This is a genomic window from Pseudooceanicola nanhaiensis DSM 18065 (assembly GCF_000688295.1).
In the GTDB taxonomy this organism is placed as follows: Bacteria; Pseudomonadota; Alphaproteobacteria; order Rhodobacterales; family Rhodobacteraceae; genus Pseudooceanicola; species Pseudooceanicola nanhaiensis.
The window spans coordinates 1,374,430-1,390,928 of sequence record NZ_JHZF01000011.1; the positions used below are offsets into that span (position 1 = coordinate 1,374,430).

A 16,499-nucleotide genomic window follows, 5' to 3' on the forward strand; every position below is an offset into this window, starting at 1 on the left:
GGCGCCCCGCGCCCTTGCCGGTCCCGGCGGGCTCCTCTAGGGTCCGGGCACCAACCAACGGTGATCCATGAAAATCGGCATATTGCAGACCGGCCATGTCCCTCCATCCCTGGAGGAGATGGGCGATTACGATGAAATGTTCGCACGGCTCCTGGCCGGACGGGGTTTCGACTTCGTCTCCTACGACGTGGAGGGCGGGACGGTCCCGGAAGATCCTCTCGAATGCGATGGCTGGCTGATCACCGGCTCGAAACACGGCGCCTACGAGGACCACCCCTGGATCCCGCCGCTCGAGGCGCTCATCCGCAAGATCCATGCCGCGGGCGTGCCGCTGGTCGGCGTCTGCTTCGGGCACCAGATCATCGCGCAGGCGCTCGGCGGCAAGGTCGCCAAACATCCCGGCGGCTGGTCCGTCGGCCGCAAGATCTACCGCATCGAGGGCGAGGAGCTGCCGCTCAACGCCTGGCACCAGGACCAGGTGACGGAGCTTCCGCCCGAGGCCGAGGTCGTCGGCGAGTCGGACTTCTGCCGCTACGCCGCGCTGTCCTATGGCGGGCGCATCTTCACCGTCCAGCCGCATCCCGAATACGGCGGCGATTTCATCGGCGGGCTGATCGCCGAGCGCGGGCCCGGCGTCGTGCCGCAGGATCTGCTCGACACCGCGACGGGCACGCTCGGCGAGGCCACGGCCCAGCAGGCGATGGCCGATCGCTTCGCCAAGGTCTTCCGGGGGGAACCGGCATGAGCGACTGGACCGACAGCCTGCCCGAATCCGCCCGGCTCTACCTCGAGAACCGCCGCCTGGACGAGGTCGAATGCGTCATCGCCGACCTGCCGGGCATCGCCCGGGGCAAGGCGGTGCCCGCCTCGAAATTCGCGCGGCAGAAGCATTTCCACCTGCCGAACTCGATCTTCTTCCAGACGATCACCGGCGACTGGGGCGAGGCCGCGGGCGAGGAAGGCTTCATCGAGCCCGACATGATCCTGCGCCCCGACATGTCCACCGCCACCGCGGCGCCCTGGACCGGGGACTGGACGCTGCAGGTGATCCATGACGCCTTCGACCGGAAGGGCAACCCGATCCCCTTCGCGCCGCGCAACGTGCTCAAGCGCGTCGTGCAGCTCTACGAGGAACAGGGCTGGAAACCCGTCGTGGCGCCCGAGATGGAATTCTACCTCGTGGCCCGCAACCTCGACCCGGCAAAGCCGATCGAGCCGATGATGGGCCGCTCGGGCCGTCCCGCCGCCGCGCGGCAGGCCTATTCGATGACCGCGGTCGACGAATTCGGCCCGGTCATCGACGACATCTACGATTTCGCCGAGGCGCAGGGCTTCGAGATCGACGGCATCACCCAGGAGGGCGGCGCCGGCCAGCTGGAGATCAACCTGCGGCACGGCAGCCCGGTGAAGCTCGCCGACGAGGTCTTCTACTTCAAGCGGCTGATCCGCGAGGCGGCGCTGCGGCACGATTGCTTCGCCACCTTCATGGCGAAACCGATCGCCGACGAACCCGGCAGCGCGATGCACATCCACCATTCCGTGCTGGACGTGGAGACCGGCAAGAACATCTTCACCGGCCCGCAGGGCGGCGAGACGGATGCCTTCTACACCTTCATCGGCGGGCTTCAGCATCACCTGCCCGAGGCGATCCCGCTCTTGGCGCCCTACGTGAACTCCTACCGGCGCTACGTGAAGGACCATGCGGCGCCCATCAACCTCGAATGGGGGCGCGACAACCGCACCACGGGCATCCGGGTGCCGATCTCGGAGCCCGAGGCGCGCCGGATCGAGAACCGCGTGGCGGGCATGGACTGCAACCCCTACCTCGGGATCGCGGCCTCGCTCGCGGCGGGCTACCTCGGGCTGATGCGCGAGGAGCGGGCCGACAAGCAGTTCCGCGGCGACGCCTACGAGGGCGAAGGCGACTTCCCCCGCACGCTGGGCGAGGCGCTGAACGTCTTCGACGAGGCGGGCGCGCTGGCCGAGGTGCTGGGGCCGGAGTTCTGCCGGGTCTATTCCATCGTGAAGCGGACCGAGTACGAGGAATTCCTCGGCGTGATCTCTCCGTGGGAGCGCGAACACCTGCTTATGAACGTATGAACCTGCTCGACGCGAACGACCGGCCCGGAACCTATCCGCCGTCGTGGTACGCCGCGACGACCGGGCTGCTGCCGCCCTTCCCCGCGCTGTCGGGAGAGACCACGGCGGATGTCTGCGTGGTCGGCGGCGGCTACACCGGGCTGTCGGCCGCGCTGCACCTGGCGGAGGCCGGGCTCTCGGTCGTGCTGCTCGAGGCGCAGCGCGTCGGCTTCGGCGCCTCGGGCCGGAACGGCGGGCAGCTCGGCTCGGGCCAGCGGCAGGACCAGATGGCGCTGGAGAAGATCGTCGGGCCGGAGGACGCGGCCAAGCTCTGGGCGCTCGGCGAAGAGGCCAAGGCCTGCGTCAAGGGCCTGGTCGACCGCCACGGGATCGAGTGCCACCTCAAGCCCGGCGTCGCCTGGACCGCCGGCTCGGAGGGCGAGGTGCATCACCTCCACGATTACGCCGCCCATCTTCAGGCGCGCTATGCCTATCCGCATATCGAGCTGCTGGACGAGGCGGCCTGTCGCGCGCTCTGCCCCTCGCCCGCATACCGCGGCGGGGTGCTCGACATGGGCGCGGGGCACCTGCACCCGCTGGCCTTCGCGCTCGGCCTGGCGCGGGCTGCCGCGGGGGCCGGTGCGGTGATCCACGAGGGCTCCCGGGTCGAGCGGATCGACGAGGGCGCCGAGGTCGTGGTGCACACCGCGGGCGGACGGGTCCGGGCACGGCACCTCGTGCTGGGCTGCAACGGCTATCTCGGTGCGCTGGACGGCCGGGTCGCGGCGCGGGTCATGCCGATCAACAATTTCGTCGCGGCGACGGAGCCGCTCGGGGAGGAGGCTGCGAAGGTCCTCACCCGCGACGTGGCGGTGGCGGACGACAAGTTCGTCGTGAACTACTTCCGGCTGAGCCACGACAGGCGCCTGCTCTTCGGTGGCGGCGAAAGCTATGGCTACCGCTTCCCGGCCGACATCGCCGCCAAGGTCCGCAAGCCGATGACCGAGGTGTTTCCGCATCTGAAGGACGTGCGAATCGACTACGCCTGGGGCGGGACGCTGGCGATCACGATGAAGCGGCTGCCGCAATTCGCGCGGCTGGCGCCGAACGTGCTCTCGGCCTCGGGATATTCGGGCCACGGGGTCGGGACAGCGACCCACGCCGGGTTCCTGATGGCGCAGGCGATCCGCGGCGAGGCCGAGGGGTTCGACACGATGGCCCGCATGCCGACGCCGCGCTTCCCGGGCGGTCCGGCGCTGCGGACGCCGCTGCTGGTGCTTGCGATGACGTGGTTCGCGCTCAGGGACCGGCTGGGGGTCTGAAGGGGCCGGCCCGGGCGCGTTCCGGAGGCACAGGGGGGCCGCAGGGTGCGCGCCGCCGTTCTGCCTGATGCCGCCCCCGCCCCGGCGATCCCGGTCGAGGACACCTTCGACGGAGTGAATTCATTTTGCGTTCAGTCCCTCATCGTTTAGAAAACCGGAAAGAGCAGTTCAGGAAGTCCGAACAATGCCCCTTCCGCCGAACGTCTACGACGCCGAGCCGATCCCCGAAGCCGCCCGGGCCGAGGTCGAGCGGCTTCTCCATTCGGGCGACCTCTTTCGCTACACGGCGCCCGGTGACGCGCCCGTCACCCTGCTGGAACGCGATTTCGCCGAGATGCTGGGCGCAAAATACGCGCTGGCCGTCGCCTCCTGCTCGGCCGCGCTCTTCCTGTCGCTGAAGGCGCTCGACCTGCCGCGGGGGGCGCGGGTGCTGATCCCGGCCTTCACCTTCGCCGCCGTCCCGTCGTCGGTGGTCCATGCCGATTGCACGCCGGTCCTCGTCGAGGTGGGCGACAATTACCGCATCGACATGGAGGATTTCGCCGCCAGGCTCCCCGGCGCCGACGCGGTCCTGATCAGCCACATGCGCGGACATACCTCGGACATGGACGCGATCATGGCGCTCTCCGAGGCGGCGGGCCTTCCGGTGATCGAGGACGCGGCGCATTCGCTGGGGACCACCTGGCACGGCAAGACGATCGGCACGCTGGGCCGGATCGGCTGCTTCTCGTTCCAGAGCTACAAGCTGGTCAATTCGGGCGAGGGCGGGATCCTCGTCACCGACGATCCCGAGCTCATCGCCCGCGCTGTCATCATGTCCGGCGCCTACGAGCACAACTGGAAGAAACATGCGCGCCCGCATGGCGACAATTCCCCCGCGCTCGACGAGGCCTTCGCCCGCTGGCAGAACCGCCTGCCGCTCTACAACACGCGGCTGTCGAACCTGTCGGCGGTGATCGCCCGGTCGCAGCTGCCCGAGGTCGCCCGCCGGGTCCGCGACGGGCGTCGCAACCACGACCATGTCGCCGCGCGGCTGAACCGCTCGCCCTTCCTCGAGGTGCCCGGGAAGCTGGCCCCGGAGGAGCGCGCGCCGGATTCGCTTCAGTTCAACCTCGTGGGCTTCGGCACGGACGAGACCATCGCCTTCCAGGACGCGGCCGCCGCCCGGGGCGTCAAGGTGCAGGTCTTCGGACTGTCCGCCGACAACGCGCGGACGTTCTGGAACTGGGAATTCCTCGGGCCCGCGCCGGATCTGCCGAAGACGCGCGCGATGCTGATGAAGGCCTGCGACACCCGCCTGCCCGCGCGGCTGACTCTGGCCGAGCTCGACGTGATCGCCGACGCCATCCTGGGCGCGGCCGAAGACGTCATGGGCCGGCAGCCCCGCTTCGGCACCTAGAGCAGCGTCACCTTGCCCTTCAGGCTGGGATAGGCCTCTCCGGCCGGCCCCAGGACCAGCCGGTCCAGCAGCTCCCGCGTTTCCTCCGCGACCAGCGAGGGCAGCTCTCCGAGCTGTCCGGCACGCGCGGACAGCACGATCCGGCGCGAGAGCCGTTCGAACGGCAGCGGCAGGATGTCGAGGCCGGGCAGCAGCCGCCGCGCCCGCATCAGGGCCAGCGGCGGCAGGATCGTCCAGCCCTCCCCCTGCCCGACCATGGCGAGCAGCGCGTGGTAGCTGTCGAGCTCGAACCGGTGCGCCAGCGTCAGGTTCAGCCGGACGAGGTGCGTCTGCACCAGCCGCCCCATGTGGTGGCGCGTGGTGTAATGGACCAGCGGCCGGTCGCGGAGCTGGGCCAGCAGGTCGCCGTCCGCGTCCACCTCGCCCGCCCGGACCGCGACGAGGAAATCCTCGGACCAGAGCGGATGGACCTCGGCCCAGCTCTGCGCCGGCCCCATCTCGGCCGCGACGATCAGGTCGAGCGCCTGCGCGTCGAGCTGGTCGTAGAGCACATGGCTGGCGTTGGTCTCGAGCAGGAACTGGCAGCCCGGCAACCGCTCCGCCAGCCGGGTGAGCAGCGGCGGCGTGATGTCGGCCTCGAGATCGTCGATCATCCCGAGCCGCAGCCGCCCGAGCGGCGCATGCTCCGTCCCCTGCACCTCGGTCCGGGCCTGGGCGGCCTCGTTCAGGATGGCTTCGGCCCGGCGTCGGAACGCCTCTCCGGCCGAGGTCAGCACCACCGGCCGGGCGCTGCGCAGCAGCAGCGTCGCGCCGAGCGCCGCCTCGAGGTTGGTGAGTTGCTGCGACACCGCCGAGGGCGAGGCCCCGAGCCTGCGCGCCGCGGCCGAGATCGACCGTTCCTCGGCGGTGGCCACGAAGACCTCGATGCCCCAGAGGGTGATGCGCGCCGGTCCCGCTGCGCCGGCCACGGCTCAGCCGTCGAGGTCGGAGAGTTTCTTCTGCAGCTTCGCGAGCTCGGCCTTGATGGATTCGAGGTCCTCGCCCTTGTCGCCGGATTTCCCCCGCGGCCGGTCGTCATCCTCGCGACCCGGCCCGCTCCAGTTGCCCGAGAATCCGCCGGTCATCGCCTTCAGGAAGGCTTCCTGCTGGGCCTGCATCGCCTCGAACCCGGGCATCTTGGCCATCGGGTTCATGGTCGACATGTTCTCCATCATCTTGGACTGGCCGTCGCGCAGCATGTCGAAGGACATCTGCAGGAACTGCGGCACCACGGTCGAGGCCGAGGTCGTGTAGCTCCGCACGAGGTCGGTCAGCACCGCCAGCGGCAGCACGTTCTCTCCCCGGCCCTCGTGTTCGGCGATGATCTGGAGCAGGTATTGCCGGGTCAGGTCGTCGCCGGACTTCAGATCCACGATCTGCACCTCGCGCCCCTCCCGGATGAACGAGGCGATGTCCTCGAGCGTCACGTAGTCGGAGGTCTCGGTGTTGTAGAGCCGGCGCGACGCGTAACGCTTGATCAGCAGCGGTTGTTCGGTCTCGGCCATGGCGCATCCTCCGCATTGCAGCACTGCGGCGAAGCGTAGGACAGGCTATTACAAAAGAAAAGAAATCAATGTGCTGGCCCCCCGGAACCATACGGAAGGGTAGCGTGCCCTCCGCGCACTCGCTGCGGCTGCATCCAGGCCCCTGCGCCGGCGAGGTGCAGACAGAACAACGGCCACGCGGAGCGGGTCCGCGCGGCCGTCGATGCCCTCCGGGCACTCGTTACGTCGACAGAAGAGGGCGGGCCGGAGCCCGCCCAATCCTACCGCACCCCGGGAAAAGGGAGGAGCATGAGGGGTGCAGATTGCGCGATTACTTCGCTGCGGCCTTCTTGGTCGCGGCGGTCGCGTCCTTCGTGGCCTTCTTGACGGCGGCCGACGCGTCGTCCGACATGTCTTTTCCGGCGGTCATCATGAGTTCCATGGTTTCCGACTGCATCTTCTTCGCGATCTCGGCGAAGGCGGCCATGTGCTCGGCCGACATCTCGGCGTAGGCCGATGCGAAATCGGTCATCGCCTTGGCGTAGTCGGCCGGCTCTTTCTTGGCCTTCGTCAGGTCGGAGACCTTCGAGAGGGTGTCCTTGGTCCACTTGCTGGAGATCTCGGCCGACTTGTCGGCGGCTTCCAGGTAGACGCCCGACAGCTTCTCGCCGAGGGTCGCATGGGTCTTGAAGGCATCCTCGAACGCGGACGTGTCCACGGGGAAGGCGCCCATCATGTCTTTCATCATGGCGGTGAAGTCTTGGGTATTTGCCATTGCCTTGAATCCTTTTTATCACACTCCCCTGCGCCAATCGGGCCAGGGTATCTCTTGTCTCGCAATGGAATATGCATGCTGCAGCGCAGCATTTCAAGGATTTTTTCTGCAGCGCAGCAAAAAGCAGCAAAATCCGCCGGATAGCGGGCGGCCTGTGAAGGGTCAGGCCGACCTAACGTAAGTTCCGGGCGCCGGCGCGAGGGCCGGGTGAGTCGCGTCGCCCGGTTCGCGGGCCGCCACCTTCCTGCCGGAGCGCTTGGCCAGCCACTTGCCCCAGCGGGGCCACCACGAGCCTTCCGTGAACTCCGCCGCCTCGAACCAGGCCCCGGCGTCACCGCTTATGTCGGGGTTGGTGTAATGCCCGTATTTCTTCTTCGAGGGCGGGTTCACGATCCCGGCGATATGCCCGCTTTCCGAGACCACGAAGGTCATGTCCTTCGTCCGGGTGAGCCGCATCCCCCGGTAGCAATCCTTCCACGCGGCGATGTGGTCGTTCTGGCAGGTCACCGCGAAGACCGGCAGGTCGATGTCCGCGACGTGCAGCACCTCGTCCAGCATCGGCAGACCCTCGGTGGTGAAGCGGTTCGCCTGGCAGAGGTCGCGCAGGTACTGGACCGCCATGCGGCCGGGCAGGTTCGTCCCGTCCCCGTTCCAGAACAGCAGGTCGAACGCTGGCGGCGCCTCGCCCATCATGTAGCTGCGGATGGCGGGCCGATAGATCAGGTCGTTCGAGCGCAGGAACGAGAAGGTCCGCGCCATGATGTGGGACCGCAGGTAGCCGCGTTCGGCCACCTCGGCCTCGATCCCGTCGATGAAGTCGTTCTGCAGGAAGGGCGTGAATTCCCCCTGGTCCGAGAAATCCGTCAGCGCGGTGAAGAAGGTCGCCGACTTCACCGAGGTGTCGCCGCGTTTCTTCATCAGCGAGAGCGTCAGCGCCAGCGTGGTGCCGCCGATGCAGTAGCCCACGACGTTCACCTGTGTCTGGCCGGTGATCTCCTTCACCTCGCGGATCGCGGCGAGGAAACCGTCCTCGATGTAATCCTCGAGCCCGGTCTCGCGGTAGCTCGCGTCCGGATTCACCCAGGAGACGACGAAGAGCGTGAAGCCCTGTTCGGTGATCCAGCGGATCAGCGAATTCTGCTGCTTCAGGTCGAGAATGTAGAACTTGTTGATCCAGGGCGGGAAGATGATCAGCGGGACCGCGTGCACCTTCTCGGTGGCGGGAGCGTACTGGATGATCTCCATCATGTGGTTGCGATAGACCACCTCGCCCGGCGCGGTCGCGATGTTCTCGCCCAGCCGGAAGGCGTTCACGTCCGACAGCCGCACCAGAAGCTCGCCGTCGTTCGCCTCGATGTCGCGCACCAGGTTCTCGAGCCCGTCGATGAGACTTTGCCCTTCGGTTTCGGCCGCGCGCTCCAGCGCATCCGGGTTGGTGGCAAGGAAATTCGTGGGCGCCATCATGTCAACGATCTGGCGCGAGAAGTACTTCAGCCGCCGGCGCTCGACCTCGTCGAGCCCCTCGGCATCCTCCACCGCCTGCGTGATGGCGGCCGCGTTCAGCATGTACTGCTGCTTGATGAAGTTGAAATAGGGGTGCGTCTTCCACAGCGGGTTCGAAAAGCGCGGGTCGTCCGGCGTCTCGTCCGGCGGGGCGGCCAGCGTGCCCTTCGCCAGCGTCTGCTGGACCTCGAGGTAATGCTTCACCGACTTGCCCCAATATTCGAACTGGTGCTCGAATATCTTGGCCGGGTTCTGCATCATCTCCTGCCAGTACGCGCCGACGGCGCGGGAAAACACCTCCGGATCGGGGGCGTTCAGCTCGGGCCGCGCCGCGCTCCGGCGCGAGATCGCGGCGACGAGGCGTTGCGACAAATCCTCGACCCGCGCGAGATTTTCATTGAGCCGTTCCACGTGCTCGGTTTCGGGGCCACCTTTACCTTCACCCTTGTCCCGAGTTGTCATCGTCACGAATCCCCCCTAGATTGCTGCTGTGCAGCATCGCTGACGTCGCCTTCGGGGAGGCATGCGACGGATGAGCCGAGCTCGCCCGAACCCGAAAGGAGACGCCCATGCGCTTTATGGCAACCTACGATCTTATGGAGACGATGCGCAACACCAACCAGTGGTTGGGCGCCTCGGCGCAGGCCTTTGCCTCATACCCGGCATTTGCCATGGTCCCGAACCCCGGCCTGCAATGGATGGCCGCCTGGGGCGAGGTGACCGAACGGTCCTTCAAGCGCATGGTGGTCAAGCCTGACTGGGGTCTGAACGCCGTGCCCTGCAACGACGGCCGCGACCACGTGGTCAGCGTCGAGAAGGTGATCGAGCGCCCCTTCGGCGACCTGATCCATTTCAACGTGCAGGGCCGCGAAGAGAAGCTGCGCAAGATCCTGCTGGTCGCGCCGATGTCGGGCCATTACGCCACGCTGCTGCGCTCGACCGTGCAGTCGCTGCTGCCGGACGCCGAGGTCTACATCACCGACTGGCACAACGCCCGCGACATTCCGGTGTCCAAGGGCAAGTTCGATATCGAGGATTACACGCTCTACTGCGTGGATTTCATGAAACACCTCGGGCCGGACATCAACGTGATCGCCGTCTGCCAGCCCGCGCCGCTGGTGCTGGCCGCGACCGCCTACCTCGCCGAGGTCGATCCCGATGCGCAGCCCCGGACGCTGACGCTGATCGGCGGGCCGATCGACCCGGACGCCACGCCGACGGAAGTGACCGATTTCGGCAACCGCGTCACCATGGGCCATCTCGAAGAGACCGCGATCCAGCAGGTCGGCTTCAAATACGCGGGCGTCGGGCGGCGGGTCTATCCGGGCCTTCTGCAGCTCACCTCGTTCATCGCGATGAACCTCGACACCCACGCGCAGGCCTTCAGCGACCAGATCATGCGCACCGCGCAGGGCGAGGCCTCGGACAACGACCGGCACAACCATTTCTACGACGAATACCTCGCCACGATGGACATGACGGCAGAATTCTACCTCTCGACCGTCGAGCGGGTGTTCAAGGACCTCGAGATCGCGAAGAACGAATTCGTCGTCGACGGCCGCAAGGTCGACATCGGCAAGATCACCCGCGTCGCCGTGAAGGTGGTCGAGGGCGAGAACGACGACATCTCGGCACCGGGCCAGTGCCTCGCCGCGCTCGACCTGCTCACCGGCCTGCCGGACGCGAAGAAGGCCAGCCACCTGGAGCCGGGCGCCGGCCATTACGGTATCTTCGCGGGCAAGTCCTGGCGGAACAACATCCGGCCGCTGGTGCTCGATTTCATCGACGCCAATTCCGGCGCGTCCAAGGCGCAACTCAAGGTCGCGACCTGACGGGATGGGGCCGGGCTCATGCCCGGCCCGATCCCTCCAACCTGCCGTTTCGCCACGACGCGGCCCGGCTCGCCGCAGCGCCCCGCCGCGCTCTGCGAGAGCCTCGCCCGCCCTACCCCGCCGTCGCCCGCAACAGCCGCTTGCGTGCCGCCGGGATCGACCCGATCTCCAGCCCCGTGAAGACGTGCAGCGTGTTCAGCTGCGTGTCCACCACTGCGTGATCGCTGACCCATCCACCCATCAGCAGGTAGGTCCGCAGCAGCGGCGGCATGCCCAGCATGGCGCGCTTCGCATCGGGCGCCCGCCGCAGCGCCTGCGCGTAGCGGAAGACCCGGGGCGCCTTCACCCGCGGCAGCCAGCGCCTGGGTGCGAGATGGCGCTCTTTCAGCATGGCGAAGGCGTCGTGGTAGCGCGCGGCGTCGGTGCCGTGGAAGGAGGAGCAGCCGAACAGCATCTCGACCCCGGTGTCGTCCACGTAGCGCGTCATCGCCGCCCAAGCGACGCGGAGGATGTCGCCGTCGCGATGCGCGGGATGGATGCAGAAGCGCCCCATCTCGACCATCCGGCCCTCGAAGCTGCGCAGAGCAGAGAGCTCGTAGAACTGCGCGGAATAGGAGCGGTCGATCTCGTGCCCCGCCGCGAGCGGCAGCATCCGGAAGCAGCAGACCAGCGTGCCGTCGCGCGTATCCTCGACGAGCACGTGATCGCAGACCGCATCGAAGGCGTCGGCGTCGAGCGGCGCGCCGGGATCGCCCAGGAAGCTCAGGGTGCGCAGCCGCTGCGCCGCCTCGACATCGGCGGAGGTTTCGGCGAAGCGCGCGGTGTAGCGGCCCTTGGTGAGCGTGAGCATCGGCCTTCCTCGCGTCGGTCCCGTTGGGGAATATGTACCGCGCCAGAACAGCCGCAAGATATGACGCGCCGATGAAGCCCGCGCGCAATCCGCGCTTTGCGTGCCCGATTCGCCACGCGTGCCGGGATCAGCCGCCGATGAAGTCCCCGGCGTTGAACCGTCCGAGATTGCCCAGAAGCTGGCGCAGGAAGCCCTTGTTCGCGGTCGAGGACGAGGTCACCCGGCGCGAGATCGGCACCACGCGGCCCTGTTCGAGGCCGAAGCGCTCCACATTGGCCACACGGCCGGCGCTGTCGAAGCTGACCGCCACGACCTCGCGTTCGATCACCTCGGGCTTGGCCGGGCCGATGGTCCGCATCCGCGAGCGCACCCAGTAATAATCGCCGTCGCTGACCACGCCGCCGGTCGAGGGATCGCCCAGCTTCTCCTTCACCGTCTCGCGGGTGTCGGCGCCGACCTGAACCGTCCGGAGCTCCCGCTCGAGCGGAACATAGCCGTGATCCTGGTAGATCGGAGAGCACGCCACGCCGACCGCCAGGACCGCTGCCGCCGCGGTGAGCGCAAATCTCTTCGTCATGCCCGACATCGTCACCCTCTTGTTCCGCCCGTTCCGGCGCTCTATCTGGCTTACATAACCCTGCCAACCGGTTCAAGAAAGGAAGATCGCGGCATGGCCGACCCCGCGCAGAAACCCCTCCGCATCGCCGACATGTCCACGGCGCGTCCGACGGCCTTCGAGCTGCGGCCGCAACCCGACACGGTCGAGGCGCTGCGCGACGAGCTCGGACTGAAGGACCTGCGCAAGGTCTCCTTCGTCGGCGAGGTCTCGCCCGAAGGGGCCCGCGGCTGGCGGCTGAGCGGCCATCTGGGCGCCACCGTGGTGCAGCCCTGCGTCGTGACGCTGGTGCCCGTGAGCACGCGGATCGAGGAGCCGGTGGAGCGCCGCTACATGCCCGAGCTGCGCAACAGCACCGACATGCCGGAAGAGATGGAAATGCCCGAGGACGAGAGCGTCGAGCCGCTTTCGGACCGCATCGACCCCTTCGCCGTGATGACCGAGGCGCTGGCCCTGGCCCTGCCCCTCTATCCCCGCGCCTCCGAGGCCGAGCTCGAACAGGCGAACTTCGCCGCGCCTGGCACCGCGCCGATGACCGACGAGGACGTGAAACCCTTCGCCGGGCTCAAGGCGCTGAAGGACAAGCTGGGCGGCGAGGGCTGAGGCACCAACGAATCGCTTGCATCCGCAGGCGTCGGAAGTATTTTCGCGCCCTCATCCGCAATTGGGGTTGAAGCCGGGGCCTTGGTCAGACTAAGAGCCTCGCGATGGATATGCGGGCCGAAAGGCCCGGAACAAGAAACCGGGCTGCGGCCCACAGATCAAACTGAGGTTGTGACATGGCTGTCCAACAGAACAAAGTTTCCAAGTCGCGCCGCAACAACCGCCGCGCCCACGACGCCCTCGTCGCCGGAAACCCGAACGAGTGCCCGAACTGCGGCGAGCTGAAGCGTCCGCACCACGTCTGCGGTGCCTGCGGCCACTACGCCGACCGCGAAGTCGTCGCCCAGGCCGACGAGATCGATCTGGACGAAGACGCGGCCTGACGCGCGTCTGGCGGGATTCCGCATGACGGGTCTGAATACCGACAGCGCCCCGGTCACGGGGCGCATTGTCATTTCGGTCGACGCCATGGGCGGGGACCGTGGACCGGCCGCGGTGGTGGCCGGCATCGCGGAATCCGTCAAGAAGAACCCCGACATCCACATCCTGCTGCACGGCCCCCGCGCCGAGCTCGAGAAGCTGATCGGCCGCCGCCAATGGCTGGCCGATCGGATCGAGATTCGCGACGCGCACGGGGTCGTCACCATGGACGACAAGCCCAGCCAGGTGGTGCGCCACGGCAAGGACACCTCGATGTGGTCCGCGCTGGAATCGGTGCGCTCGGGCGAGGCGACGGTCTGCGTCTCCTGCGGGAACACCGGCGCGCTGATGGCGATGTCGATGCTGCGCCTGCGCAAGCTGCCGGGCGTGAACCGCCCCGCCATCGCGATCCTCTGGCCCTCGCGCAATGCGCATGGCTTCAACGTGATGCTGGACGTGGGCGCCGACATCCGCGCCGACGAGCGCGACCTGCTGCAATACGCCCTGATGGGCGCCTCCTATGCCCGCAACGGCCTGCATATCGAACGGCCGCGCGTCGGCCTGCTGAATGTCGGCACGGAAGAGCACAAGGGCCGGGCCGAGCTCAAGGCGGCGGACGAGCTGATCGAACAGGCGGCGCCGGAAGGCAATTTCGACTTCGTCGGCTTCGTCGAGGGCGGGGACATCCCGGGCGACCGCTGCGACGTCATCGTGACCGACGGTTTCACCGGCAACGTGGCGCTGAAGACCGGCGAGGGCACGGCCAGCCTGATCGGCGACCTGCTGAAGGAAGCCTTCACCTATTCCCCCCTCTCCCGCATCTCGGCGCTCTTGTCGCTGACCTCGATGCGGCGTCTGCAGAAGCGGATCGACCCGCGGCGGGTGAACGGCGGGGTGTTCCTCGGGCTCAACGGGACGGTGGTGAAAAGCCACGGATCGGCCGATGCCACCGGCGTTTCGGCCGCGGTCAAACTTGCATTCCAGCTCGCGCGTTCAGGCTTTGGTGACAAGCTCGCTGCGCGGGTTGCATCCTCTCCCTCCCTGACACAGGATGCCGAGAGGCAGGGGAGCGGAACTGAATGACGACGCGCGCGGTTGCGACGGGTATCGGGCACTATCTACCGGAACGAGTTGTAGAAAATTCCTGGTTCGAGGAGTTCCTCGACACATCCGACGAATGGATTCGGACACGCTCCGGCATCGAACGCCGGCACTTCGCCGCCGAGGGCGAGACGACGTCCCGGATGGCCGCCCACGCCTCGCGCGCGGCGCTCGACAGCGCCGGGATCACCGCCGACGACATCGACGCCGTGATCGTCGCCACCTCGACGCCGGACCTCACCTTCCCCTCGGTCGCCACGATGGTGCAGAACGAGCTCGGGATGACCCGCGGCTTCGGTTTCGACATCCAGGCGGTCTGCGCGGGCTTCATCTACGCCCTCTCGACCGCCAACGCGATGATCGTCTCGGGCCAGGCGCAGCGCATCCTCGTGATCGGGGCCGAGACCTTCAGCCGCATCATGGACTGGGAAGACCGCTCGACCTGCGTGCTCTTCGGCGACGGCGCGGGCGCGCTGGTGCTCGAGGCGCGTTCGGGCTCCGGCAATGCCTCGGACCGCGGGGTGCTGGCCACCGACCTGAACTCGGACGGGCGCTACCGCGAGATGCTCTATGTCGACGGCGGGGTCTCGACCTCGGGCACGGCGGGCAAGTTGAGGATGCAGGGCAACCCCCTGTTCCGGCAGGCGGTCGCCAAGCTGGCCGCGACGGCGGACGCCGCGCTCGGCAAGGCCGGGCTCGGCCATGACGACGTCGACTGGATCGTGCCGCACCAGGCCAACATCCGGATCATCCAGGGCACGGCGAAGAAGCTCGATGTGCCGATGGAGAAGGTCGTCGTGACCGTGCAGGATCACGGCAACACCTCGGCCGCGTCGATTCCGCTGGCCCTTTCGGTCGCCGTGTCCGAGGGCAAGATCCGCCCCGGGCAGCTTCTGGTGGCCGAGGCGATCGGCGGCGGGCTCGCCTGGGGCGCCGTCGTCCTGCGGTGGTAAGCGAGTTAACGCCGCTTCAACTGCGCTTTCCAAGTCCCCGTTATTGACTCGCTTTTTCGCCGGAGCATATCCTGACCCTGAAAAGGCGAGGGACAATCATGAGTGGAAAGACGCTGACCCGGATGGATCTGAGCGAAGCCGTGTTCCGGGAAGTTGGCCTGTCGCGCAACGAATCCGCGCAGCTGGTCGAATCCGTTCTCACGCACATGTCCGACGCGCTGGTGCGCGGCGAACAGGTGAAGATCTCCTCCTTCGGCACCTTCTCGGTGCGCGACAAGGCGGCCCGCATGGGCCGGAACCCGAAGACGGGGACCGAGGTGCCGATCAACCCGCGCCGCGTCCTCACCTTCCGCCCGTCTCACATGATGAAAGAGCGGGTTGCCGAAGGTAACAAGAAGTAAGGCAGCCAGATGGCGAAATCCGCAGACGCGTTCCGGACCATCAGCGAAGTCGCCGAATGGCTTGAGACGCCTGCCCACGTGCTGCGTTTCTGGGAGAGCAAGTTCACCCAGGTGAAGCCGGTGAAGCGCGCGGGCGGGCGGCGCTATTACCGTCCGGGCGACATGGAGCTTCTGGGCGGCATCAAGCAGTTGCTGCATGAAGAGGGCATGACCATCAAGGGCGTGCAGAAGCTTCTGCGCGAACGCGGTGTCGGACACGTCGCCGGGCTCTGTGCGAAGCGCGTGAGCCTCGACGACGGCCCGGACGCGCCGATGGCCGAAGGCGTGGAGCCCGAGGACGAGACGCCCACCGTGGTCCCCTTCCGCAGCCCGCAATCCGAGCCCGCGCGCCGCGCCCCGTCCCGGGCCACGCCGAAGCCCGCGCCGACCGGGCCAGAGGGTGCTGCAAGCGACCCCCTCCGGACCGGCTCCGAAGCCGAGACCGCGACGACCGGGCGCGACCCGGACGCAGGCACGCCCGTCCCTGCGCCCGGCGCCGCGGAGGACAAGCCCCTCATCTCCACCGAGATCGAGGCCGGGGCCGATCACGAAGGCATCTCCGAGGATGTGGCGGAGATCGCCCCCGGCCCCCTCTTCGACCACGACCAGGACATCGGCCGCCCGGACCAGCCGGAAACGGCCCTCCCGGCCGGCGAGGCCCCGGAGCCGGACATGCCCCCCGCAGAGATGGAGGCCACCCCGCCCGCGCCCGCAGAGCCGGCCCCTGCGCCATCGCCGCGCGCCCGGGTGGTCGATGTGCCCGCCGACCCGGCCGACGACAGCTTCGCCCCCGCACCGGGCCTTCTGGAGCTGGTGACGCGACGCGACGCCCCGCTTCCGGCCGACACGGCCCCGCGTGCCGCCGAACTGCTGCGGACCCTGCAGGCCTGGGCGCGCAAGAGCGACGCGGGCTGACGCCGGCTGTGGCGGCGCGCCCTTCTGCGCGAAAGGCGATTTTGCCTCTTGCCCCCGCGCTCAGATTTGATACCTACCCCGTCACGTCGGGCTATAGCGCAGCCTGGTAGCGCGTCCGTCTGGGGGACGGAAGGTCGCAGGTTCGAGTCCTGCTAGCCCGACCATAAA

At 67.8% G+C, this 16,499-nt stretch carries 17 protein-coding genes and 1 tRNA gene; 12 read left to right on the forward strand and 6 right to left on the reverse strand.

Going from position 1 to position 16,499, the window contains the following annotated elements:
- Positions 1-67 precede the first annotated feature (67 nt).
- From Q344_RS0107720 to Q344_RS0107735, 4 genes are all read left to right on the forward strand, one after another.
- Positions 68-745, forward strand: a complete 678-nt coding sequence (locus Q344_RS0107720; protein WP_028286180.1) for a type 1 glutamine amidotransferase — start codon at positions 68-70, stop codon at positions 743-745.
- Positions 742-2,100, forward strand: a complete 1,359-nt coding sequence (locus tag Q344_RS0107725; protein WP_028286181.1) for a glutamine synthetase family protein — start codon at positions 742-744, stop codon at positions 2,098-2,100. The genes Q344_RS0107720 and Q344_RS0107725 overlap by 4 nt, the downstream gene beginning before the upstream one ends.
- Positions 2,097-3,401, forward strand: coding sequence for an NAD(P)/FAD-dependent oxidoreductase (locus tag Q344_RS0107730; protein WP_028286182.1), 1,305 nt, complete (start codon positions 2,097-2,099; stop codon positions 3,399-3,401). The genes Q344_RS0107725 and Q344_RS0107730 overlap by 4 nt, the downstream gene beginning before the upstream one ends.
- Positions 3,402-3,585: 184 nt before the next feature.
- Complete coding sequence (locus Q344_RS0107735) at positions 3,586-4,800, forward strand: DegT/DnrJ/EryC1/StrS family aminotransferase (protein WP_028286183.1); 1,215 nt, start codon at positions 3,586-3,588, stop codon at positions 4,798-4,800.
- On the opposite strand, the gene Q344_RS0107740 is transcribed toward Q344_RS0107735, so the two are convergent.
- From Q344_RS0107740 to Q344_RS0107755, 4 genes are all read right to left on the reverse strand, one after another.
- Complete coding sequence (locus Q344_RS0107740; protein ID WP_028286184.1) at positions 4,797-5,768, reverse strand: LysR family transcriptional regulator; 972 nt, start codon at positions 5,766-5,768, stop codon at positions 4,797-4,799. The two genes, Q344_RS0107735 and Q344_RS0107740, sit on opposite strands and share 4 nt — an antisense overlap.
- A gap of 3 nt (positions 5,769-5,771) precedes the next feature.
- Positions 5,772-6,344, reverse strand: a complete 573-nt coding sequence (gene phaR / locus Q344_RS0107745; RefSeq protein WP_028286185.1) for a polyhydroxyalkanoate synthesis repressor PhaR — start codon at positions 6,342-6,344, stop codon at positions 5,772-5,774.
- Between the two features lie 310 nt (positions 6,345-6,654).
- Positions 6,655-7,098 (reverse strand): phasin family protein, encoded by a 444-nt coding sequence (locus Q344_RS0107750; protein WP_028286186.1) that lies wholly within the window; start codon positions 7,096-7,098, stop codon positions 6,655-6,657.
- Positions 7,099-7,260: 162 nt separating this feature from the next.
- Complete coding sequence (locus Q344_RS0107755) at positions 7,261-9,063, reverse strand: PHA/PHB synthase family protein (protein ID WP_028286187.1); 1,803 nt, start codon at positions 9,061-9,063, stop codon at positions 7,261-7,263.
- Between the two features lie 107 nt (positions 9,064-9,170).
- On the opposite strand from Q344_RS0107755, the gene phaZ reads away from it, so the two are divergent.
- Complete coding sequence (gene phaZ / locus Q344_RS0107760) at positions 9,171-10,433, forward strand: polyhydroxyalkanoate depolymerase (RefSeq protein WP_028286188.1); 1,263 nt, start codon at positions 9,171-9,173, stop codon at positions 10,431-10,433.
- Between the two features lie 112 nt (positions 10,434-10,545).
- Here phaZ and Q344_RS0107765 read toward each other — a convergent pair whose 3' ends face one another.
- Together Q344_RS0107765 and Q344_RS0107770 are read right to left on the reverse strand one after the other, a co-directional pair.
- Positions 10,546-11,283: a GNAT family N-acetyltransferase gene (locus tag Q344_RS0107765; protein ID WP_028286189.1), complete on the reverse strand. Its 738-nt coding sequence runs from the start codon at positions 11,281-11,283 to the stop codon at positions 10,546-10,548.
- Between the two features lie 127 nt (positions 11,284-11,410).
- The gene (locus tag Q344_RS0107770; protein WP_036538902.1) at positions 11,411-11,860 is read right to left on the reverse strand and encodes an outer membrane protein assembly factor BamE; all 450 of its coding nucleotides are present in this window, start codon (positions 11,858-11,860) and stop codon (positions 11,411-11,413) included.
- Between the two features lie 93 nt (positions 11,861-11,953).
- Between Q344_RS0107770 and Q344_RS0107775 the strand changes: the two genes are divergently transcribed.
- The 7 genes from Q344_RS0107775 to Q344_RS0107805 all read left to right on the forward strand — a co-directional run bounded on the left by Q344_RS0107775 (position 11,954) and on the right by Q344_RS0107805 (position 16,495).
- A complete protein-coding gene (locus Q344_RS0107775) occupies positions 11,954-12,502 on the forward strand; it encodes a YceD family protein (RefSeq protein ID WP_028286191.1) in 549 nt (182 codons plus the stop codon).
- A gap of 176 nt (positions 12,503-12,678) precedes the next feature.
- Complete coding sequence (gene rpmF, locus Q344_RS0107780) at positions 12,679-12,885, forward strand: 50S ribosomal protein L32 (protein ID WP_028286192.1); 207 nt, start codon at positions 12,679-12,681, stop codon at positions 12,883-12,885.
- Between the two features lie 22 nt (positions 12,886-12,907).
- Positions 12,908-14,005, forward strand: a complete 1,098-nt coding sequence (plsX, locus tag Q344_RS0107785) for a phosphate acyltransferase PlsX (protein ID WP_028286193.1) — start codon at positions 12,908-12,910, stop codon at positions 14,003-14,005.
- On the forward strand, positions 14,002-14,976 hold the full coding sequence (locus tag Q344_RS0107790) for a beta-ketoacyl-ACP synthase III (RefSeq protein WP_028286194.1): 975 nt from the start codon (positions 14,002-14,004) through the stop codon (positions 14,974-14,976). The genes plsX and Q344_RS0107790 overlap by 4 nt, the downstream gene beginning before the upstream one ends.
- Before the next feature lie 98 nt (positions 14,977-15,074).
- Positions 15,075-15,377, forward strand: a complete 303-nt coding sequence (ihfA, locus tag Q344_RS0107795; protein ID WP_028286195.1) for an integration host factor subunit alpha — start codon at positions 15,075-15,077, stop codon at positions 15,375-15,377.
- A 9-nt stretch (positions 15,378-15,386) separates the two neighbouring features.
- A complete protein-coding gene (locus Q344_RS25360) occupies positions 15,387-16,331 on the forward strand; it encodes a MerR family transcriptional regulator (protein WP_036538473.1) in 945 nt (314 codons plus the stop codon).
- Between the two features lie 87 nt (positions 16,332-16,418).
- Positions 16,419-16,495: transfer RNA gene (locus Q344_RS0107805), tRNA-Pro, on the forward strand.
- Positions 16,496-16,499: the final 4 nt, after the last annotated feature.